Origin of the sequence: Streptomyces sp. NPDC047061 (genome assembly GCF_040643955.1) — a bacterium.
Taxonomy (GTDB): Bacteria; Actinomycetota; Actinomycetes; order Streptomycetales; family Streptomycetaceae; genus Streptomyces.
In genome coordinates, this window is the sequence record NZ_JBEYVI010000036.1 from 103,446 (window position 1) to 122,952 (window position 19,507).

Annotated in this window: 19 protein-coding genes; 9 read left to right on the plus strand and 10 right to left on the minus strand. The window is 69.4% G+C overall.

The window, feature by feature from the left end; genetic code table 11:
• Positions 1–33: 33 nt before the first annotated feature.
• Together ABZ887_RS38150 and ABZ887_RS38155 are read left to right on the plus strand one after the other, a co-directional pair.
• Complete coding sequence (locus ABZ887_RS38150; RefSeq protein WP_361300296.1) at positions 34–888, plus strand: hypothetical protein; 855 nt, start codon at positions 34–36, stop codon at positions 886–888.
• Positions 889–992: 104 nt separating this feature from the next.
• Positions 993–1,160 (plus strand): hypothetical protein, encoded by a 168-nt coding sequence (locus tag ABZ887_RS38155; protein ID WP_361300299.1) that lies wholly within the window; start codon positions 993–995, stop codon positions 1,158–1,160.
• A gap of 43 nt (positions 1,161–1,203) precedes the next feature.
• Here the strand turns inward: ABZ887_RS38155 and ABZ887_RS38160 are convergent, their stop codons facing one another.
• Positions 1,204–1,542, minus strand: a complete 339-nt coding sequence (locus ABZ887_RS38160; protein ID WP_217546246.1) for a metal-sensitive transcriptional regulator — start codon at positions 1,540–1,542, stop codon at positions 1,204–1,206.
• 197 nt (positions 1,543–1,739) lie between these two features.
• On the opposite strand from ABZ887_RS38160, the gene ABZ887_RS38165 reads away from it, so the two are divergent.
• Together ABZ887_RS38165 and ABZ887_RS38170 are read left to right on the plus strand one after the other, a co-directional pair.
• A complete protein-coding gene (locus ABZ887_RS38165; RefSeq protein WP_361300303.1) occupies positions 1,740–2,360 on the plus strand; it encodes a DUF47 family protein in 621 nt (206 codons plus the stop codon).
• A 7-nt stretch (positions 2,361–2,367) separates the two neighbouring features.
• Positions 2,368–3,366: an inorganic phosphate transporter gene (locus ABZ887_RS38170; protein WP_361300306.1), complete on the plus strand. Its 999-nt coding sequence runs from the start codon at positions 2,368–2,370 to the stop codon at positions 3,364–3,366.
• 335 nt (positions 3,367–3,701) lie between these two features.
• Here the strand turns inward: ABZ887_RS38170 and pstB are convergent, their stop codons facing one another.
• The 4 genes from pstB to pstS all read right to left on the minus strand — a co-directional run bounded on the left by pstB (position 3,702) and on the right by pstS (position 7,844).
• Positions 3,702–4,478 (minus strand): phosphate ABC transporter ATP-binding protein PstB, encoded by a 777-nt coding sequence (gene pstB / locus ABZ887_RS38175; protein ID WP_361300309.1) that lies wholly within the window; start codon positions 4,476–4,478, stop codon positions 3,702–3,704.
• A 39-nt stretch (positions 4,479–4,517) separates the two neighbouring features.
• Complete coding sequence (pstA, locus tag ABZ887_RS38180) at positions 4,518–5,564, minus strand: phosphate ABC transporter permease PstA (RefSeq protein ID WP_361300312.1); 1,047 nt, start codon at positions 5,562–5,564, stop codon at positions 4,518–4,520.
• On the minus strand, positions 5,561–6,571 hold the full coding sequence (gene pstC / locus ABZ887_RS38185; RefSeq protein ID WP_361300315.1) for a phosphate ABC transporter permease subunit PstC: 1,011 nt from the start codon (positions 6,569–6,571) through the stop codon (positions 5,561–5,563). Before pstC ends, pstA begins: the two co-directional genes overlap by 4 nt.
• Before the next feature lie 142 nt (positions 6,572–6,713).
• On the minus strand, positions 6,714–7,844 hold the full coding sequence (gene pstS / locus ABZ887_RS38190) for a phosphate ABC transporter substrate-binding protein PstS (RefSeq protein WP_361300318.1): 1,131 nt from the start codon (positions 7,842–7,844) through the stop codon (positions 6,714–6,716).
• 367 nt (positions 7,845–8,211) lie between these two features.
• Here pstS and ABZ887_RS38195 point away from each other — a divergent pair, with 367 nt between their 5' ends.
• Positions 8,212–9,774, plus strand: a complete 1,563-nt coding sequence (locus tag ABZ887_RS38195) for an FAD-binding oxidoreductase (RefSeq protein ID WP_361300321.1) — start codon at positions 8,212–8,214, stop codon at positions 9,772–9,774.
• A gap of 209 nt (positions 9,775–9,983) precedes the next feature.
• Here ABZ887_RS38195 and ABZ887_RS38200 read toward each other — a convergent pair whose 3' ends face one another.
• The 5 genes from ABZ887_RS38200 to ABZ887_RS38220 form a co-directional block, all read right to left on the minus strand.
• Positions 9,984–10,676, minus strand: a complete 693-nt coding sequence (locus tag ABZ887_RS38200; protein ID WP_361300324.1) for a phosphatase PAP2 family protein — start codon at positions 10,674–10,676, stop codon at positions 9,984–9,986.
• Between the two features lie 193 nt (positions 10,677–10,869).
• A complete protein-coding gene (locus ABZ887_RS38205) occupies positions 10,870–11,889 on the minus strand; it encodes a bifunctional lytic transglycosylase/C40 family peptidase (RefSeq protein WP_361300327.1) in 1,020 nt (339 codons plus the stop codon).
• Positions 11,890–11,991: 102 nt separating this feature from the next.
• On the minus strand, positions 11,992–12,777 hold the full coding sequence (locus ABZ887_RS38210; protein ID WP_361300330.1) for a trypsin-like peptidase domain-containing protein: 786 nt from the start codon (positions 12,775–12,777) through the stop codon (positions 11,992–11,994).
• A 126-nt stretch (positions 12,778–12,903) separates the two neighbouring features.
• Positions 12,904–13,671 carry an SDR family oxidoreductase gene (locus tag ABZ887_RS38215; RefSeq protein ID WP_361300333.1) on the minus strand — a complete coding sequence of 256 codons (768 nt, stop codon included), beginning with the start codon at positions 13,669–13,671 and terminating at the stop codon, positions 12,904–12,906.
• A gap of 104 nt (positions 13,672–13,775) precedes the next feature.
• Positions 13,776–14,684, minus strand: a complete 909-nt coding sequence (locus tag ABZ887_RS38220) for an oxidoreductase (RefSeq protein WP_361300336.1) — start codon at positions 14,682–14,684, stop codon at positions 13,776–13,778.
• A 108-nt stretch (positions 14,685–14,792) separates the two neighbouring features.
• Between ABZ887_RS38220 and ABZ887_RS38225 the strand changes: the two genes are divergently transcribed.
• The 4 genes from ABZ887_RS38225 to ABZ887_RS38240 all read left to right on the plus strand — a co-directional run bounded on the left by ABZ887_RS38225 (position 14,793) and on the right by ABZ887_RS38240 (position 19,502).
• Complete coding sequence (locus tag ABZ887_RS38225) at positions 14,793–15,395, plus strand: TetR/AcrR family transcriptional regulator (protein ID WP_361300339.1); 603 nt, start codon at positions 14,793–14,795, stop codon at positions 15,393–15,395.
• Between the two features lie 304 nt (positions 15,396–15,699).
• Positions 15,700–17,073 carry a S53 family peptidase gene (locus ABZ887_RS38230; protein ID WP_361300342.1) on the plus strand — a complete coding sequence of 458 codons (1,374 nt, stop codon included), beginning with the start codon at positions 15,700–15,702 and terminating at the stop codon, positions 17,071–17,073.
• 469 nt (positions 17,074–17,542) lie between these two features.
• On the plus strand, positions 17,543–18,850 hold the full coding sequence (locus tag ABZ887_RS38235; protein ID WP_361300345.1) for a S53 family peptidase: 1,308 nt from the start codon (positions 17,543–17,545) through the stop codon (positions 18,848–18,850).
• Positions 18,851–19,193: 343 nt separating this feature from the next.
• Positions 19,194–19,502: a hypothetical protein gene (locus tag ABZ887_RS38240; RefSeq protein WP_089101683.1), complete on the plus strand. Its 309-nt coding sequence runs from the start codon at positions 19,194–19,196 to the stop codon at positions 19,500–19,502.
• Positions 19,503–19,507 lie beyond the last annotated feature (5 nt).

A 19,507-nucleotide genomic window follows, 5' to 3' on the forward strand; every position in this document is an offset into this window, starting at 1 on the left:
GTGACGGACGTACCGGCTGGGGGTAGGCAGGCGATGGATCGGCGGCAGCACTGGCGCGCTGGAAAGACGGCCGTCACCGTAGGGCTCGTGGTCGGCCTCGGCGCCTGCGCCACCGCCTGCGGCGGCGCCACGGCCGAGGGCGTCGGCGGCACTCCCGGCGACAACCCGGTCTCCCTCCTGAAGCGCACGGCGGACACCCTGCGCACCACCCGCACCTCCCGGGCGACGACCTCGATGGAGATGGCCACCGGCGGCACCCGGGTCACCATCCGCGGCAAGGGCGTCTACGACTACGACAAGCAGTTCGGCAGGCTCACGGTCGTCCTCCCGCAGGACCCCGCCGGCACCTCCGAGCACCGCCCGATCACCGAACTCCTCGCCCCGGGCGCGCTGTTCATGAAGAACCGGGGCGCGGGGGTGCCCGCCGACAAGTGGGTCCGCGTGGAGACCGCGACGCTCTCCGACGGCAACCTGGTCACCGGCGGCGCGACCGACCCGTTCGCGGCGGCCGAGCTGCTGCGCGGCACCCGGACGGCGACGTACCTGGGCGAGACCGAGCTCGCCGGGACCGAGGTCCGGCACTACCGGGGCACCGCCGACCTCGCGGCCGCCGCCCGCTCGGCGTCGGCCGGCAACAGGCCCTCCCTGGCGGCCGCGGCGAAAGGGTTCGCCACCGCCGAGGTCCCGTTCGACGTGTACCTGGACGACCAGGGCCGGATCCGGAAACTGCGGCAGCGGTTCAGCTTCGTCAACGACGGCGGCAAGGGCACCGTCGCGGTCGCCTCGACGACCCTGCTGTACGGTTTCGGCACGCCGGTAGACGTGAAGCTGCCACGTTCCGAGGACATCTACGCGGGCCGGATCGCCGAGAACCAGCCGACGCACTAGTCAGGGAACGGCTCTGTACAACCTGTGAACTAGCCCGTCCGTGCCATGCGCGTTGTGTAGACCGCTGCCTACTCTAGAGAGTCGGTGACGGCAGAGAAGAGGTGATGCACGTGGCTCCGGTCGGCGGTACGGCAGTTCAGGACCACGTGGCCCTCGCCGAGATCGAGCTGTGCGGAGAACTGATCATCGCGGCGTCGGCCGCCGAGGACCGGCTCAGCCTGGAGAGCATCGACGAGGTGCTGCGCGTGGCCGAGGAGCGCGAGGCCTGCTGATTCCGGCCAGCACCGGCCGGCTCCCCCGCTCCCCTTCTCCCCCTCAGGTGCGCAGCAGGCGGGCGATGGCCTGAGTGGCCTCCTCGACCTTCGCGTCGATCTCCGACCCGCCCTTGACGGCCGCATCGGCGACGCAGTGCCGCAGGTGCTCCTCGAGGAGTTGAAGGGCGAACGACTGGAGCGCCTTGGTGGAGGCGGAGACCTGGGTGAGTATGTCGATGCAGTAGGTGTCCTCGTCGACCATCCGCTGCAGACCCCGGATCTGGCCCTCGATCCGGCGCAGCCGTTTGAGGTGTTCGTCCTTCTGCTTGTGGTAGCCGTGCGTGGTCGCCGGCGCTCCGCTTCCGGAGGGCTTGGTGGCGCCGGCCTCGGTGGTCGTCATCGCGTCCTCCGCACTGTCGAGACATATACCCCTGGTGGGTATATGGTAACGAACTTTGCTGGGTATAGGGCCCTCGGGACGCCCCCGTGCTGATCACCAAGCCCGATGGGCGAAACTGGAGGGCGGCCCATTAGCCGTGGCCGGATGATGCGCTTAGCATCAGCCTGACCGAAACCCATGCATACCGAGGACCCCAAGTGCGCTTTCGTCTGACCCCCAGGGAGACGAGCTTCTACGACATGTTCGCCGCCTCCGCGGACAACATCGTCACGGGCTCGAAACTCCTGATGGAACTGCTCGGGGCGGACGCGTCTGCCCGGGCCGAGATCGCAGAGCGTATGCGGGCAGCGGAACACGCAGGTGACGACGCCACGCACGCGATCTTCCACCAGCTGAACTCCTCGTTCATCACGCCTTTCGACCGCGAGGACATCTACACCCTCGCGTCCTCCCTCGACGACATCATGGACTTCATGGAGGAGGCCGTCGACCTGGTCGTCCTCTACAACATCGAGGAACTGCCCAAGGGCGTCGAGCAGCAGATCGAGGTGCTGGCGCGGGCCGCCGACCTGACGGCCGAGGCGATGCCGCACCTGCGCACGCTGGAGAACCTGACCGAGTACTGGATCGAGGTGAACCGCCTGGAGAACCAGGCGGACCAGATCCACCGCAGGCTTCTCGCCCACCTCTTCAACGGCAAGTACGACGCGATCGAGGTGCTGAAGCTCAAGCAGATCGTGGACGTCCTGGAAGAGGCGGCGGACGCGTTCGAGCACGTGGCGAACACGGTGGAGACCATCGCCGTCAAGGAGTCCTGAGCCGTCGATGGACACCTTCGCGCTCGTCGTGACCATCCTGGTCGCGCTCTTCTTCACGTACACGAACGGTTTCCACGACTCGGCGAACGCGATCGCCACGTCGGTCTCGACCCGGGCGCTGACCCCGCGGGCGGCGCTCGCCATGGCCGCGGTGATGAACCTGGCCGGCGCGTTCTTCGGCACCGGGGTCGCCAAGACCGTCAGCGAGGGCCTGATCGCGACGCCCGAGGGCTCCAAGGGCATGGGCATCCTCTTCGCGGCGCTGGTCGGCGCGATCGTCTGGAACCTCGTCACCTGGTACTTCGGTCTGCCGTCCTCCTCCTCCCACGCGCTGTTCGGCGGCCTGGTGGGCGCGGCCCTGGCCGGCGGCACGGAGGTCCTCTGGAACGGCGTCGTCGACAAGGTCATCATCCCGATGTTCCTGTCGCCGATGGTCGGCCTGGTCCTCGGCTACCTGGTCATGACGGCCATCATGTGGATCTTCCGCCGCGCCAACCCGCACAAGGCGAAGCGCGGCTTCCGTATCGCCCAGACCGTCTCCGCGGCCGGCATGGCCCTCGGACACGGCCTCCAGGACGCCCAGAAGACGATGGGCGTCGTCGTCATGGCGCTGGTGATTTCCGGCCACGCGACGTACGGCGACGGGATCCCGGTCTGGGTCAAGATCGTCTGTGCCGTCATGCTCTCCCTCGGCACCTACGCCGGCGGCTGGCGCATCATGCGCACGCTGGGCCGGAAGATCATCGAGCTGGACCCGCCGCAGGGCTTCGCCGCCGAGGCGACGGGGGCGTCGATCATGTTCACCACGGCGTTCCTCTTCAAGGCGCCCATCTCCACCACCCACGTCATCACCTCGGCCATCATGGGCGTCGGCGCGACGAAGCGCGTGAACGCGGTCCGCTGGGGCGTGGCCAAGAACATCGTCCTGGGCTGGTTCATCACGATGCCGGCGGCAGCACTGGTCGCCGCCGCGGCCTTCGGCGTGGTGGACCTGGCGTTCCTGTAGCCCCTCGGCCCACCCACCCACCCGACTCGGTTCGTAGAGAAGCGAGGTCGAACCGCCCCGTAAGGGGCGCGGGGAACTGCGCGGCCAGCCACGACGATGGCGCAGCCGACCGACGACGGATCGCGGCACTCTTGGACCGCCACTCCGTTCAGTGTCGACTGCGGGTGCGCCGTGGCTTGTCGCGCAGTTCCCCGCGCCCCCAAAAAACAGGGTACTGCGCCTCAAAAGCCAGGGCGCTGCAACGCAGACGGGCCCGCCCCCGGGAGCCAGGGGCGGGCCCTTTTGCGTCCTCGCGGTGGCACCGCCATGCAGCACCGCGAGGGGTCAGGTACGGCTCAGCCGAAGCGGCCGGAGATGTAGTCCTCCGTGGCCTGGACCGACGGGTTGGAGAAGATGCGCTCCGTGTCGTCGATCTCGATCAGCTTGCCGGGCTGCCCGACGGCGGCCAGGTTGAAGAACGCCGTACGGTCGGAGACCCGCGCCGCCTGCTGCATGTTGTGCGTCACGATGACGATCGTGAAGCGCTCCTTCAGCTCACCGATCAGGTCCTCGATGGCGAGGGTCGAGATCGGGTCCAGGGCCGAGCAGGGCTCGTCCATGAGCAGCACCTTGGGCTCGACCGCGATCGCGCGGGCGATGCACAGACGCTGCTGCTGACCACCGGAGAGGCCGGAGCCCGGCTTGTTCAGGCGGTCCTTGACCTCGTTCCAGAGGTTCGCGCCCTTGAGCGACTTCTCGACGACGTCGCCGAGCTCGCTCTTCTTGAAGTTGCCGTTCAGCTTCAGACCCGCGGCCACGTTGTCGAAGATCGACATCGTGGGGAAGGGGTTGGGGCGCTGGAACACCATGCCGACCTCGCGGCGCACCGCCACCGGGTCGATGTTGGCGCCGTACAGGTTCTCGTCGTCGAGGAGGACCTTGCCCTCGACGCGGCCGCCGGGGGTGACCTCGTGCATGCGGTTGAGCGTGCGCAGGAACGTCGACTTGCCGCAGCCGGAGGGGCCGATGAACGCCGTGACGGTGCGCGGCTCGATGTTCATCGAGATGTCTTCGATGGCCTTGTGGGAGCCGTAGAAAGCGGAGAGCCCGCTTACGTCGATTCGCTTGGACATTACTTCTTCACTTCCAGGGAGTCGGTCGCTGTCGGCCGGTCAGCGACCGGTCTTGGGGGCCTTCCAGCGGGCGATGCCGCGGGCCACCAGGTTCAGGATCATCACGAAGGCGATCAGCGTGAGCGAGGCCGCCCAGGCACGGTCGTAGGCCGCGTTGGCGCCGGCGCTGTCCGCGTACTGCTGGTAGATGAACAGCGGCAGCGACGACTGCGCACCCTCGAAGGGGTTGTTGTTGATGAACGGGTTGCCGAACACCAGCAGCAGCACCGGCGCGGTCTCGCCCGCGATACGGGCGATGGCCAGCATGACACCGGTCGTGATACCGCCGATGGAGGTCGGCAGGACCACCTTCAGGATGGTGCGCCACTTGGGCACGCCGAGCGCCAGGGACGCCTCGCGCAGCTCGTTCGGGACGAGCTTGAGCATCTCCTCGGTGGAGCGCACGACCACCGGCATCATCAGGATGGCCAGGGCCAGCGATCCGGCGAAGCCGAAGGGCTGCATGTCGAAGATCAGCATGATGCTGAGGATGAACAGACCCGCGACGATCGACGGGATACCGGTCATCACGTCCACGAAGAAGGTGACGGCCTTCGCGAGGCGACCGCGTCCGTACTCGACGAGGTAGACCGCGGTGAGGATGCCGATCGGCGCACCGATGAGAGTGGCGAGACCGACCTGCTCCAGGGAGCCGATGATGGCCGCGTAGGCACCACCGCCGGCGTCGGCGTTGGCGACCACGCCCATGGAGTGGCTGAGGAAGTAGGGGTCCAGGACCTTCACACCGCGCGAGACGGTCACCCAGATCAGGGAGACCAGCGGGACCACGGCGATGACGAAGGCGACCCAGACCAGGGAGGTCGCGACCCGGTCCTTGGCCTGCCGGCGACCCTCGACGCGGGCGGCGATGACATAGGTGCCGAGGACGTAGAGGACACCGGCGATCAGGCCCCACTGGACCTTGCTGTCCAGTCCGCCGACCAGGCCGATGACCACGCCGAGGACGACGGCCCCGGCGACGATGGCGTAGGAGGACCACTTGGGGAGGGTGGCACCGCGCAGGGTGCTGACTGCTGCGGTGCTCATGCGTTGGCCCCCGAGTACTCTGCGCGGCGCTGGATGATGATGCGGGCCGCGCCGTTGACCACCAGGGTGATGACGAAGAGGACCAGACCGGAGGCGATGAGCGCGTCACGGCCGTCCTCGGTCGCCTCGCCGAACTTGCTGGCGATGTTCTGGGCGAAGGTGCCGCCGCCCGGGTTGAGCAGGCTGGCGTGGATGTCGAAGTCCGGGGAGAGCACGGTGGCGACGGCCATCGTCTCGCCGAGCGCGCGGCCGAGGCCGAGCATCGAGGCGGAGATCACGCCGGAGCGCCCGAAGGGCAGCACCGACATGCGGACGACCTCCCAGCGGGTGGCGCCGAGGGCCAGGGCGGCCTCTTCGTGCATCTGCGGGACCTGACGGAAGACCTCGCGGCTCACGTTGGTGATGATCGGCAGGATCATGATCGCGAGCAGGATCGACACGGTCAGGATCGTGCGCGGGGCACCGCCGTCCCAGGAGAAGATCCCGGTCCAGCCGAAGTAGTCGTTCAGCCAGCTGAACAGGCCGGTCATGTGCGGTACGAGGATCAGCGCGCCCCACAGGCCGTACACGATGGACGGCACGGCGGCGAGCAGGTCGATCACGAACGCGACGGGGCCGGCCAGGCGGCGCGGCGCGTAGTGCGTGATGAACAGCGCGATCGCGACGGCGATCGGAACCGCGAGGGCCATGGCGATGATCGAGGAGACGATCGTGCCGAAGGCGAGGACCGCGATGCCGAAGGTCGGCGGGATGAGGTTGGTGTTCCACTCGAAGGTGGTGAGGAAGTTGCCGTGGTCGCGGTTGATCGCGAGGGCGGCCCGGTAGGCGAGGAAGACCGCGATCGCGGCCATGATCACCAGGAGCAGGATGCCGGAGCCGCGGGAGAGACCGAGGAAGATCCGGTCACCGGCCCGGGTGGCACCGCGGGCGTCGCGCTTCTGCCCGGCCGCGGAGGGCCGTGGGGGCGTAGGGGGAGATGCGTCTGTTGTCTGCGTCGTTATGTCCATCGGGTTCTCCGGTCTGCGGAGCCGCCTGGGGGCGGCTCGGAGGAGCCGTATGCCCCGCACGTAAGGGCGTACGGCTCCGGGCGGCGGTGCACCGGACGGTGCGGCCGGGTTCCCTGAGGAACTCGGCCGCACTCTCGGATCTTTAGCTCAGGCCCTCGATGGTGGTGCGGACCTTCGCGATGATGTCGTCGGGGACGGGGGCGTAGTCGATCGTGGAGAGGATCTTCTGGCCGTCCTCGGAGGCGATGTAGCGCAGGAACGCCTTGGTCGCCGTGAGGGTGTCGGCCTTGTTGCCCTTGTCGCAGACGATCTCGTAGGTCACCAGGGTCATCGGGTACGCGCCCTCGGCCTTGGTGTTGTAGTCGAGCTGCAGCGACAGGTCCTTGCCGGTGCCGACGACCTTGGCGGCCGCGATGTCGGCGGTGGCGGACTCGGTGGACGGAGCGACCGGCGCGCTGGCACCCGTGTCGATCGAGACGGCCTTGATGCCGTCCGAGACGTAGGAGAGCTCGAAGTAGCCGATGGCGCCGGAGGTCTGCTTGACCTGCTGGGCGACACCCGCGGACTGCGGAGCGGACTGGCCGCCCTTGGCCTGCCAGGCCTTACCACCGGAGTACTTCCAGTTGGACGGGGTGGCGGCGATCAGGTACTTGGTGAAGTTGTCCGTCGTGCCCGACTCGTCCGAGCGGTGGAACGCCTGGATCTTGAGGTCGGGGAGCTTCGCGTCGGGGTTCAGCTTCTTGATCGCCGCGTCGTTCCACTTGGTGATCTTGCTGTCGAAGATCTTGGCGATCGTCGGCGCGTCCAGGACCAGGCTGTCGACACCCGGGACGTTGTAGCCGAGGGCGATCGGGCCGCCGACCATCGGGAGGTCGATGCCCTGGCCGCCGGAGCAGACCTTCTTGGAGGCGGTGACCTCTTCCGGCTTGAGCGCGGAGTCGGAACCGGCGAAGGCGACCTGGCCCTGCGTGAAGGCGGTCACACCGGCGCCGGAGCCGGAGCCCTTGTAGTTGATCTGCACGCCACAGGCCTGCGAGAAGTTCTTCACCCAGGCGTCGATCGCGTTCTTCTGCGCGGAGGAGCCGTCGGCAAGCAGCTGGCCCTTGGCGTCATCACACTTGATGGAGCTGGCGTTGGCGGAGGCCGAAGACGTGCTCGAACCGCTGCTGCCACCGTTGTCGTCCGAGCCGCACGCCGTGAGGGCCAGGGCGCCGGAGACGGCGACAGCACCGAGAGACAGGGCGCGCAGCCGGTTCTTGCGCTGAAGCTTCACTTTCGGGAGTTCCTTCCAGAGTCGCCACCTTCGGCGGCGTGCGAAGTAAGTGGTGGGCGAGGGCCTCCTGCACTGCGCATTAACGACCGCTCACCGCACCCGGTACGGCCGAAATTAGGCAGAACAGGTGAAGCGGCCGATGGCCATAGGTGAACGGAGGGTGAACCCCTGCCGTCGACCCGGTTAGGTCACGGAACGCTTACGGTGAGGGCACATGCCGGTTCCAACGGGCGGGTTACACGAACATTTCTTCGCCGTTCGCCATCGCAGTCGTTACGACGTCACAGCGTTCGTTACAGCGCGCACGGGAACCCGTGTGGGACGGACGCCGTCTCGTCCCACGAAAGCCGACGCGAAAGGCACGGGCATGGAACGGCGTACCTTCATATCTGGCGGGGCGGCCGCCCTCGCGGCGACCGCACTGACGGGGTGCAGCTCCGGCGGCACTACCGCGTCCCACACGACCGGTACGCCACTCGCGACCACATCCTCTCGTACGGCGCTGAAGACCACCAGCGCAGCCGCCGCGGCCAACTGGACGGCCCTCGCGCACGCCTTGGACGGCACCCTGGTCCGCCCCGGCGAGGCCTCCTGGACGACGGCCCACCAGCTCTACAACACCCGCTTCGACGGCCTGAAGCCCGCCGCGGTCGCCTACGTGGCCCACGCCGACGACATCCGCACGACGCTGTCGTACGCCCGGGCGCACGCGCTGAAGGTCTCGATCCGCAACGGCGGCCACTCCTACGCCGGCTACTCCTCCGGAAACGGCCGCCTCGTACTGGACGTCTCCAAACTGAACCGCATCCGCGTCAGCGGCGGTACCGCGGTCGTCGGCGCCGGCTCCAAGCTGATCGACGTCTACCGGGGCCTGGCGGCCAAGGGCGTGACCATCCCCGCGGGTTCCTGCCCCACCGTCGGCGTCTCCGGCCTGGTCCTCGGCGGCGGCCACGGGGTCGCGTCCCGCGCATACGGCCTGACCTGCGACAGCCTCACCCAGGCGACGCTGATCACGGCGGACGGCACGCAGGTGACCGCCAACGCGACGACGAACAAGGACCTCTTCTGGGCGCTGCGCGGCGCCGGCAACGGCAACTTCGGCGTCGTCACGGAGCTGCAGTTCCGCACCCACCCGACCCCGCAGGGCGTGACGGCGTACCTGACCTGGCCGTGGGCGAAGGCCGCGCAGGTCTTCAAGGCCTGGCAGGAGTGGGGCCCGTCCCAGCCGGACGAGATCTGGTCGTCCCTGCACCTGGAGAACTCGGGCAGCGGCCCGCGCGTCTCGGTCGCCTGCTTCTCGATGGGCACGTACGGCGAGCTCCAGAACGCGGTCGACACCCTCGCCCACGCGGCCGGCGCCAACGCCTCCTCCGTCTCGCTGCGCCGCCACGGCTACGAGGAGGCGATGGAGATCTACGCCGGCTGCTCCTCCTTCTCCACCGAGCCCCAGTGCCACCTGCCCGGCTCCACCCCCGGCCGCTCCCCGCAGGGCAGGCTCGGCCGCGAGACGTACACGGCCCGCTCCGACTTCTTCGACCGCTCGCTCTCCGCGGCCGGCGTCCAGACGGCCCTGAACCAGATCGCCGCCGTCCGGGGCGGCGCGGGCAGCATCGCGTTCACGGCGCTGGGCGGGGCGGTGAACCGGGTCTCGCCGACGGCGACGGCGTTCGTGCACCGGCGGTCGCGGATGCTGGCGCAGTACATCGTGTCCTTCGGCGCCGGGTCCTCCGGCAGCACGGGCCAGTCCTGGCTGAACGCGGCGCACACCGCGATGAAGCCGTACGCCTCCGGCGCGGCCTACCAGAACTACACGGACCCGACGCTGACGGACTGGAAGAAGGCGTACTACGGCGACGCCGTGACAAAGCTGACCAAGGTGAAGAAGCAGTACGACCCGGAGAGGTTCTTCTCTTACGCGCAGGGGTTGTAGGGAGGGAGGGGTGGCTCGGCGGATCGCGTATCCGCGGGCGCGTGGGGGTTGCTCGCGCAGTTCCCCGCGCCCCTTACGGGGTTTACCGAGCTGCGGGCAGGCGTGCCGCAGGGCGGCACGGGTGGGCGCTGGGGGTCCCCCCGGCCGAAGGCTGGGGGAGGCACCCTGCCAGCGCCGGTAAGCGTCCCCACCCCCGGCCCCAGCCCCGCCTACGCCGCCAGGTCACGCTCCTCGGCTTCGACCGACGCCCGGCCCCCCGGCACCAGCCCCACCGCCGCCGACCGCCTCCGCACGATCCACCCCACCCGCGCCGACCCCTCCACCGCCTTCATCACCGGCGTCAGCAGAGCCGTGGCCAGCGGGGACAGGAGCAGGACGACGGCCGTACCCAGGGCGAACCCCCCGACGACGTCCGTCGGGTAGTGCACCCCCATGTACACCCGGCAGAACCCCTCCGCCAGCGCCAGCCCTATCCCCGCCACCCCGAACCTCCGGTGGGCGATGAACAGCCCGACCCCCAGCGCCATGGTGATCGTCGCGTGGTCGCTCACGAAGGAGTAGTCGGTCTTGCCGGAGACCAGGACGTCGAGCCCCTGGTGGGTGAGGAACGGCCGGGGCCGCTCGACGAAGCCGCGGATGGGAACGTTCACGAGGACGGCGAGCGCGGCGGCGAGCGGCGCCCACACCAGCGCGGCCATCGTGGACGCGGCGTCCTCGGCCCCCCGGCGCCGCACGGACCACCAGCACCAGACCACCAGCAGCACCATCGCGACCAGCAGCCCGTACTCCCCGACGAACTCCATGGCCCGGTCGAACCAGTGCGGCGCGTCCTTGGCCAGGCCGTTGATGTCGTAGAGCAGGTCGACGTCGGGGTTCGACCCGGATTCGGCGATTACAGCCATCGCGCTGCGGCCCCTTCGTCGTCGTTCCGGGACGCACCTGGTGTGCGTCGCTCGCTGCCACCCCCGTGGTCGGCTACGTCAACAGGAACGCACGGCCCACACCACTACGTTCCAGGTTCCACCGAATGATCACGCAGACGTTATCGAAGAGAGACAGAAACCCCCAGCTCAGGGGGTGGGTTATACGCTCCGTTCACACCGCCGTAGGGAGCGCTTTCGCGCCATCCTCGGTGACCCGGGTGGCCCCGAAGTAGTCGGCCGAGTCGATGGGGTCGAACCGGATCACGGCCCCGGTGTAGGGCGCGTCGATCATGTAGCCGCCGCCGACGTAGATCCCCACGTGGTGGATGGCGCGGGAGTTCGAGAGGTCGGTGGAGAAGAAGACGAGATCCCCGGGAAGCAGTTCGTTGCGCGCGGGATGCGGGCCCGCGTTGTACTGGTCGTTGGCGACCCGCGGCAGCGTGATCCCGACGCTCGCGTACGCCGCCTTGGTCAGCCCGGAGCAGTCGAAGCGGCCGCCGTCCGCCGCGGTGCCGTTGCCGCCCCAGAGATAGGGGGTGCCGAGCTTCTTCTGGGCGTAGTTGATGGCCCCGGCGGCCTGCTTGGTCGGGGAGAGCCGGCTGACGGGCGCGGCGAAGCTCTCCTCGAGGGTGGTGATCGTCTTGACGTAGTTCTGGGTCTCCTTGTACGGCGGCACACCCTTGTACCTGATGACCGCGTACGCCCCCGCGTTGTAGGCGGCGAGCATGTTGTCGGAGACGTTGCCGGGCACGTCCTTCACGTAGGAGGCCAGCTGGCAGTCGTAGGAGGCGGCCGACGGGATCGCGTCGTTCGGGTCCCAGACGTCCCGGTCGCCGTCGCCGTCGCCGTCGATGCCGTGGGTGGCCCAGGTGCCCGGGATGAACTGAGCTATCCCCTGCGCGGCCGCCGCGCTCTGCGCCCTCGGGTTGAACCCGCTCTCCTGGTAGAGCTGTGCGGCGAGCAGGGCGGGGTTGATGGCGGAGCAGAGGTTGCCCCACTTCTGCACGAGCGTCTGGTACGCGGCCGGTACGGCGCCCTTGGCCAGGGTCTTGCCTGCGCCGCCGACCCCGTTGAGAAGGTTCCCGGCGACGACGTACACGCCGATGACGAGCAGCATGACGAAGCTCACGCCGAGCGCCGTCGCCGCCCCACCGATCACCCATACTTTCCGCACGCCCCAACCCTCCCCCATGTCAGGGCTGCTCTACGCCATTTCGGCCGAGAGTGGCGCTATTTCACAGGAAGACGGCGCACATGACGCCGTTTCAGCCCGCCGTACCGTGGCCCCGGCGTCTCAGCCGCCGGTGGCGTCCTTGTACAACTCGGCGGCCTCGGTGCCGAGCACGACGCTGTAGGACGTGTCGGCGGTGGCGCCCCCCTGCTCGTGCCCGCCCAGCACCCCGACCACCTCGTGGTCCCCGTTCACCCACGGACTCCCACTCGTACCCCCCGTGAACTCGGGGCAGTCGATGCGCTGTTGGGTGGCGCTGTGGGCGGCGGGCCGGTTGGTGCAGCTGATGGGCACCTCACGGGAGTTCGGGTACCCGGTGACGGTGACGGCGGTGGCACCGGTGGCCACCCCGGCGGCGAACCGGTTGCTCCCGGTCACGTCCTCGACCCGTTTCCCGTCCAGCTCCTCCACGGCGGCGAAGGCGACGTCACTGTCCTCGCTCTGCCCGTGGGCCCACCCGTCGGGCAGGTACCGCTTCCCGACCTTCCACACCCCGTACGGCGCCTGCCCGTCCCGGTATCCCGGCACGAACACCAGCCCCGAGGGGTCGTCGTCCCCGTCGACGCAGTGCGCGGCGCTGACGATCAGGTCCCGCTGCGGGCTGTGGACGACGGAGGCGGTGCAGAAGTGGTTGCCGGACAGGCTCCCGGCCTTGTCGGCGGCGAACAGCGCCCCGACTCTCGCGCTCTCCGCCGTGGCCCCGACCACCGCGGTCACCCCGAACGGCCCCGCCGCCTCGTCTGCGGCCTCGTCTGCGGCCGCGACGGAGGCCGAGGTGGCGGCCAGCACGACGACGGCGCAGAGCGCGACGCGGCGCGAGGTGGCAGAGATACCCGAGGTGCGCTTCATCAGCGCCCACTGTCCCCCACAAAGGTGAGAAACGGTTCCCGACTTCACTGAGATTTTTCCGGGAACCGCTCCGGCGGCCGAGCCGGGTGGTGCGTCGCCCAGGCGCTCACCGACGCCCTCCGACGCTCAGAACGTCGTGGTCATCCCGCCGTCCACCGCGATCGTCTGCCCCGTGATGAAGGACGCGGCGTCGCTCGCGAGGAACACGACGATGCCCGCGATCTCCGGCGGGCGCCCCCAGCGCCCCAGTGCCGTCCGGGTGTGCAGCCATCTGCCCCATTCCGGGTCCTCGGCGAGTTCCGCGTTGACCTCCGTGGCGAAGGTGCCCGGGGCCACCGAGTTGACCGTGGTGCCGCTGGGGCCCAGGTCGGCCGCCAGCGCCCGGGTCAGGCCGTCGAGGCCCGCCTTCGCCGTGGCGTAGGCGACGTCGCCGATGCGGCCGAGCTGGCCGACGACGGACGAGACGTTGATGATGCGGCCCGGCGTGCCCCGCGCGGCCAGCCCCCGGGCGACCGTCTGGCTCAGCGCGTACGCCGACGTCAGGTGGACGTCGAGCAGCGCGGACAGCTCGTCCGGGGCCATCTCCTCGACGCCCCTGCGGTCGCGGTGGCCCACGTTGTTGACAAGGATGTCGATCGCGCCGAGGGCGGTCACCGCCTCCTCGGCCGCCTCCCGGTCGGTGACGTCGAAGGCGGCGCCCGTCACGTCCAGGCCGTCGTCCTCACGCAGGCCCGCCGTCACCTCCGCCAGCGTCGCCGCGTCCCGGCCGTTGAGGACCACCCGCGCACCGGCGCCCGCCAGCCCCCGCGCCATCTCCAGGCCCAGCCCCCGCACGGAGCCGGTCACCAGGGCCGTACGCCCGTCGAGCGTGAAGTCCACGGCGCCGCCGCTCATCCGGCCACCTCCCGGAGAACCGTCGTATCCGTTGTATCCGTCGTGTGCGCATCACCGTATCCGGGTGCCGCGACGGGTCCGCCGGGCGTCCAGTAACTGGGCGGTCACACGGCCCCCACCCCGAGCTCCCACGTCACGCCGGTCATCTCCTCCGACAGCGTCCACAGCCTGCGGGCCGCCGCCGGGTCGCTCGCCGCCGCGCTGCGGCCGACCAGGGCCGGCGCTCCCCGCATCTCGCCCAGGCCGTCCGGGCCGACATAGCTCGCGCCGGGCAGGTCCTGGGTCGCCGCGTACAGCGTGGGCAGGGTGCCCGCGCGGTCGTCCTGGGCGACCAGGCGGTTGCCGAGCCGCATGCCGAGGCGCGCCAGCGGGTTGGCGGTGTGGCTCTGCAGGTTGGTGGCCGCGTAGCCGGGGTGGGCGGCGAGGGCGCGGACGCGGGAGCCGGCCTCCGCCAGCCGGCGCTGGAGTTCCAGCACGAACAGCAGGTTCGCCAGCTTGGACTGGGCGTAGGCGCGGGTCGGGTTGTAGGTGCCCTCCAGGTTCACGTTGTCGAAGTGGATCACTCCGTCGCCGCCCCGGTGCAGACCCGAGGAGACCGTCACCACGCGGTCCGTGACATACGGCAGCAGCAGGTTCGTCAGCGCGAAGTGCCCCAGGTGGTTGGTGCCGAACTGCATCTCGAAGCCGTCCTTGGTGCGCGACTCCGGGAGCATCATCACGCCCGCGTTGTTGACCAGGAGGTCCAGCGGCCGGTCCCAGCCCGCGGCGAACTCCCGTACCGAGGACAGGTCCGCGAGGTCCAGGCGGCGGACCTCGGTGCTGCCGTCCACCCGGGCCGCGGCCGCCCGCCCGCGCTCCGGGTCCCGCACCGCGAACACCACATGCGCACCCGCCCGGGCCAGCGCGTCCGCGGCCGTGAAGCCGAGGCCGCTGTTGGCGCCGGTGACCACGGCCGTACGGCCGGCGAGACCGGGGAGGTCGGAAGCGTTCCATTTGCCATTCTTCTCAGCCATGCCCGCCAATGTAGGCGTCGACAACAATGATGTCAACGACAACAAAGGTGGCGGCGACAACAAAGCCGGCGCCGCCCACAAAGCTGACAGCGACTACATCGGGATACGATGGCCGCCATGTCGCAAAGCCGCCCCTACCACCACGGAGACCTGCGCGCCGCCCTGCTCGCCGGAGCCGAGCGCACCCTGCGGGAGAAGGGCACCGCCGCACTGTCCCTGCGCGAACTGGCCCGCGACACCGGGGTGAGCCATGCCGCCCCCGGCCGGCACTTCAAGGACAAGCAGGCCCTGCTGGACGCGCTCGCGCTCAACGGGTTCGAGCGCCTGAACCAGGCCCTGGACTCGGCGGACCTCCCCGACGCCGCCCTCGAACGGCGCATCACCGCGCTCGCCCGCACCTACGTCAGCTTCGCCGTCGGCAACCCCGAGCTGCTGGAGCTGATGTACTCCCGCAAGCACGACCCGGACATCGACACCGAACTGGCCGCCGCCGCCGAACACTCCCTGGGCTGCTTCGTCCTGCTGGTCGCCGACGCCCAGCGGCGCGGCGAGATCGTCCAGGGCGACCCGGAGGCCGTCACCCTCGCGGCCGCGGCCGGCATCCACGGCCTGGCCTCACTGGCCACCAACGGCACCCTCCAGCCGGAGGCGGTCCTGGCCGGCCTGGACCAGCACATCCACCTCATGCTGCACGGCCTCAAGCCCCGCTGATCCAGGCCAGGTTGGGGCCAGTAACAGCGTCTCCCGGCAGCTCGGTACGCCCCGATCAACGCGCATTGAGCCCCGCCCCGGCCGCACTTCAGGTCAACCGAACCCCAACTTCCGGCCATCCGGGCCCCAATGATCAGTAAGCCCTTCCCGTCCTTCAGTAACGCGGAAGTCAGGATTCCGAAACCCCCTTGTTGTCGCGTACCCAACAAGGCGATGGTCGTCGCGGGCCGCCGCCCCCACCGGCAACCACCGGTGGTCCCCCACCCGCAGGCCTCTGTCCCAACCTCTCCCAGGAGGCTGTACGTTGCGTACGACCACCCCCAACTCCCCCCATATACGCGGTAGATGGCGCCAGCTCGGCTCGGCAGCCGCCGCCACCGCCGCGCTCCTCGTGGCCGGCTTCGGCACCGCGGCCCACGCCAGCGCTGCCGACGCGACGGCCACCGCGACCCACAAGGTCAGCACCAAGGCCATCGCCGTCCAGGTCGCCAAGGCCCACGTCCAGTACGAGAAGGCCGGCTGCGGCGCCACCCCGAAGAAGGGTTTCGCCGCGTGCGACGCCCTCCGGGTCACCGGCGGCACCACCGCCTTCATGGAGAAGCAGGCCGCCCTCAAGGGCATCGCCCCGAAGACCGTCAAGCCGAACGCCGCCTCCGACTCCCCCACCGGATACGGCCCTTCGGACATCCAGTCGGCCTACGGCCTGACCTCCGCCGCCTCCTCCAACGGCTCGGGCGAGACCGTCGCCATCGTCGACGCCTACGACGACCCGAACGCCGAGGCGGACCTCGCGACCTACCGGTCGTACTACGGCCTGTCGGACTGCACCACCGACAACGGCTGCTTCACCAAGGTCTCCCAGACCGGCTCCACCACCTCGCTCCCGTCCGCCGACAGCGGCTGGGCCGGCGAGGAGTCCCTCGACCTCGACATGGTCAGCGCGACCTGCCCCAACTGCAACATCCTGCTGGTCGAGGCGAAGTCGGCCTCCGACGCCAACCTCGGCACCGCGGTGAACGAGGCCGTCAAGCTGGGCGCCAAGTTCGTCTCCAACAGCTACGGCGGCTCCGAGTCGTCCTCGGACACCACCTACGACACCTCGTACTACAAGCACGCGGGCGTGGCCATCACCGCGAGCGCCGGTGACGAGGGCTACGGCGCCGAGTACCCGGCCGCCTCCCGCTACGTGACCGCCGTCGGCGGCACCGCCCTGAAGACCTCCTCCAACAGCCGCGGCTGGACCGAGTCGGTCTGGAAGACCAGCTCCACCGAGGGCACCGGCTCCGGCTGCTCCGCCTACGACGCCAAGCCCACCTGGCAGACCGACGCGAGCTGCTCGAAGCGCATGATCGCCGACGTCTCCGCCGTCGCCGACCCGGCCACCGGCGTCTCCGTCTACGACTCCTACGGCTCCGACGGCACCGGCTGGAACACCTACGGCGGCACCAGCGCCTCCTCGCCGCTCATCGCCTCGGTCTACGCCCTGGCCGGCACCCCGGGCAGCAGCGACTACCCGGCCGAGTACCCGTACGCCGCGGCGGGCACCTCCGCCCTCAACGACGTGACGAGCGGCAACAACGGCACCTGCTCCACCTCGTACTACTGCACCGCCAAGTCGGGCTACGACGGCCCGACCGGCTGGGGCACCCCCGAGGGGCTCGACGCCTTCACCGGCTGAGCCCGTCACCGATTGACCTCCCCGTCGGGTCACGGGGAGCCGCCACCGTGAGGGGGACGTGGGGTCCCCTCGGCGGCAGGGAAAGAGAGACGGGCCACGGCAGCCGGCCGTGGCCCGTCTTTCATGTCCCCGACGACTCGGGTTTCACGTCCCCGACGACTCCGGCTTCACATCCCCGACGACTCCGGTTTCATGCCCTTGGCAACTCCCGTGAGTCTGCTGTGAGTTGGGTCAAGTGCCCGTCACCCGCAAGACAACGGACGGCCATTGAAGGGTCACGCGAAGGCCCCGTTCGGCAATGCGGAAGTCAGGATTCCAGCAGCCTCTTGTTGTCACGTACTCAACAAAGGATTCTCTTCGCGGGCCGCCGCCCTGCCGCCGGGGAACCCGTACCGACGGCAAAAGCACCAGATCGCACCCGCACCGCCCCTGTTCCAACCCCAGTTCCGGAACTCAGGAGGCTGCACGTATGCGTTCCACTCCCCCCAACAGACCGTCCGCACGCGGAGGCTGGCGCCGCATCGGCGCCGCCGCAGTGGCCACGGCCGCGCTGGTCTTCACCGGCCTCGGCACCGCCGTCCAGGCCGACGCGGCCGCCACCGCGTCCAGCAAGGTGACCTACGTCTCGACCCCTTGTGCCACCCCCAAGCACACGGGTGACCTCACCTGCAAGTCCTACCGCGTCACCGGCGGTCTCACCGCCTTCCAGAAGATGCAGGCCGCGAAGACCGGCATCACCCCGAAGGCGGCCGACGCGTCGACCCCCTCCGGCTACAGCCCGACCAACCTCCGGTCGGCCTACGGCCTGACCTCCGCCGCGGCCTCCAACGGCTCGGGCGAGACCATCGCGATCGTCGACGCGTACAACGACCCGAACGCCGAGGCGGACCTCGCCACCTACCGGTCGTACTACGGCCTGTCGGCCTGCACGACGGCCAACGGCTGCTTCAAGAAGGTCAGCCAGACCGGCTCGACGACCTCGCTGCCCTCCTCCGACGCCGGCTGGTCCGAGGAGATCTCCCTCGACCTCGACATGGCCTCCGCGATCTGCCCGCTGTGCAACATCACGCTCGTCGAGGCCACCAGCGCCAGCTACGCCAACCTCGGCACCGCGGAGAACGAGGCGGTCGCCCTCGGCGCCAAGTTCGTCTCCAACAGCTACGGCGGCTCCGAGTCCTCCTCCCAGACCACGTACGACACCTCGTACTACAACCACGCCGGTGTCGCCATCACCGTCTCCTCCGGTGACAGTGCCTACGGCGCCGAGTACCCGGCGACCTCCCGGTACGTCACCGCGGTCGGCGGCACCAAGCTGTCCACCTCCTCCACCACCCGCGGCTGGACCGAGACCGTCTGGAAGACGTCCAGCACCGAGGGCACCGGCTCCGGCTGCTCCTCCTACGACGCCAAGCCCAGCTGGCAGACCGACACCGGCTGCACCAAGCGCATGGAGTCCGACGTCTCCGCGGTCGCCGACCCGGCCACCGGCGTCTCCGTCTACGACTCCTACGGCGTCACCGCCGGCTGGTACACCTTCGGCGGCACCAGCGTGTCCGCGCCGATCATCGCCGGCGTCTACGCCCTCGCCGGCACCCCGGCCAGCGGCACCTACCCCGCGCAGTACCCGTACGACTACGCGGGCACCTCGTCGCTCAACGACGTGACGAGCGGCAACAACGGCACCTGCTCCACCTCGTACTTCTGCACCGCCACCACCGGCTACGACGGCCCGACCGGCTGGGGCACCCCCGAGGGCATCACCGCCTTCGCCAACTAGTTCCGGCTCCTCCCCCTCTCGGGCTCACGGGTCGCGGCAACCAGCCGCGGCCCGTTCGTCATGAGAACATCAAGACGGTGGCTTTCACCCGACTGGCCGTCAAAAACCCCGCCAGGCCGTAAAAGGGGTCAACGAGGGAACCACACGACAGGTTCCGCCCAGGCCTCATTGCCCGGCGTGACCTGCCGTGATACACAGAGTGACCGTACGATCCCTTCGTACGAAACCCGCCAATCAATGACGTCAAGTCGACATACTCCGGCGACGTTGTCGGCGAGAATGATGCGTGACCTCTGCACCCGGCAGGGGCGGACAGAACTACCCACCAGGGGCGGTGACTTACATGTTCCTTGCAGCCGACAAGGGTGACATCAACACCATCATCGGCGGAATCGCTCCGGACTGGGGCCCCTTCGGCAGCCTGGGCAACGAAGCGAAGACGATGATCCAGGTGGTCATGGCCGTCGCCATCCTGCTCTGCCTCGGCATCGCCGTCTGGGGCGCCGCCAAACAGCGCATCGGCGCCACGGCCCTCCGCGACACCTTCAGTGCCGAACAGGGCAAGGGCCTCATCATCGCCGGACTCACCGGAGTCTTCATCATCGGCTCACTCGGCACCCTGTTCACCATCGTGTACGGCATGGCCGTCTAGCCAAT

Coding starts and splice junctions, on each gene's coding strand:
- ABZ887_RS38205 (WP_361300327.1), bottom strand. CDS start 11,889: ATGGGGGAGGGTTGGGGCGTGCGGAAAGTATGGGTGATCGGTGGGGCG.
- ABZ887_RS38200 (WP_361300324.1), bottom strand. CDS start 10,676: ATGGCTGTAATCGCCGAATCCGGGTCGAACCCCGACGTCGACCTGCTC.
- ABZ887_RS38220 (WP_361300336.1), bottom strand. CDS start 14,684: ATGGCTGAGAAGAATGGCAAATGGAACGCTTCCGACCTCCCCGGTCTC.
- ABZ887_RS38195 (WP_361300321.1), top strand. CDS start 8,212: ATGGAACGGCGTACCTTCATATCTGGCGGGGCGGCCGCCCTCGCGGCG.
- ABZ887_RS38215 (WP_361300333.1), bottom strand. CDS start 13,671: ATGAGCGGCGGCGCCGTGGACTTCACGCTCGACGGGCGTACGGCCCTG.
- ABZ887_RS38225 (WP_361300339.1), top strand. CDS start 14,793: ATGGCCGCCATGTCGCAAAGCCGCCCCTACCACCACGGAGACCTGCGC.
- ABZ887_RS38240 (WP_089101683.1), top strand. CDS start 19,194: ATGTTCCTTGCAGCCGACAAGGGTGACATCAACACCATCATCGGCGGA.
- ABZ887_RS38160 (WP_217546246.1), bottom strand. CDS start 1,542: ATGACGACCACCGAGGCCGGCGCCACCAAGCCCTCCGGAAGCGGAGCG.
- pstC (WP_361300315.1), bottom strand. CDS start 6,571: ATGGACATAACGACGCAGACAACAGACGCATCTCCCCCTACGCCCCCA.
- ABZ887_RS38210 (WP_361300330.1), bottom strand. CDS start 12,777: ATGAAGCGCACCTCGGGTATCTCTGCCACCTCGCGCCGCGTCGCGCTC.
- pstB (WP_361300309.1), bottom strand. CDS start 4,478: ATGTCCAAGCGAATCGACGTAAGCGGGCTCTCCGCTTTCTACGGCTCC.
- ABZ887_RS38150 (WP_361300296.1), top strand. CDS start 34: ATGGATCGGCGGCAGCACTGGCGCGCTGGAAAGACGGCCGTCACCGTA.
- ABZ887_RS38235 (WP_361300345.1), top strand. CDS start 17,543: ATGCGTTCCACTCCCCCCAACAGACCGTCCGCACGCGGAGGCTGGCGC.
- ABZ887_RS38170 (WP_361300306.1), top strand. CDS start 2,368: ATGGACACCTTCGCGCTCGTCGTGACCATCCTGGTCGCGCTCTTCTTC.
- pstA (WP_361300312.1), bottom strand. CDS start 5,564: ATGAGCACCGCAGCAGTCAGCACCCTGCGCGGTGCCACCCTCCCCAAG.
- ABZ887_RS38155 (WP_361300299.1), top strand. CDS start 993: ATGCACGTGGCTCCGGTCGGCGGTACGGCAGTTCAGGACCACGTGGCC.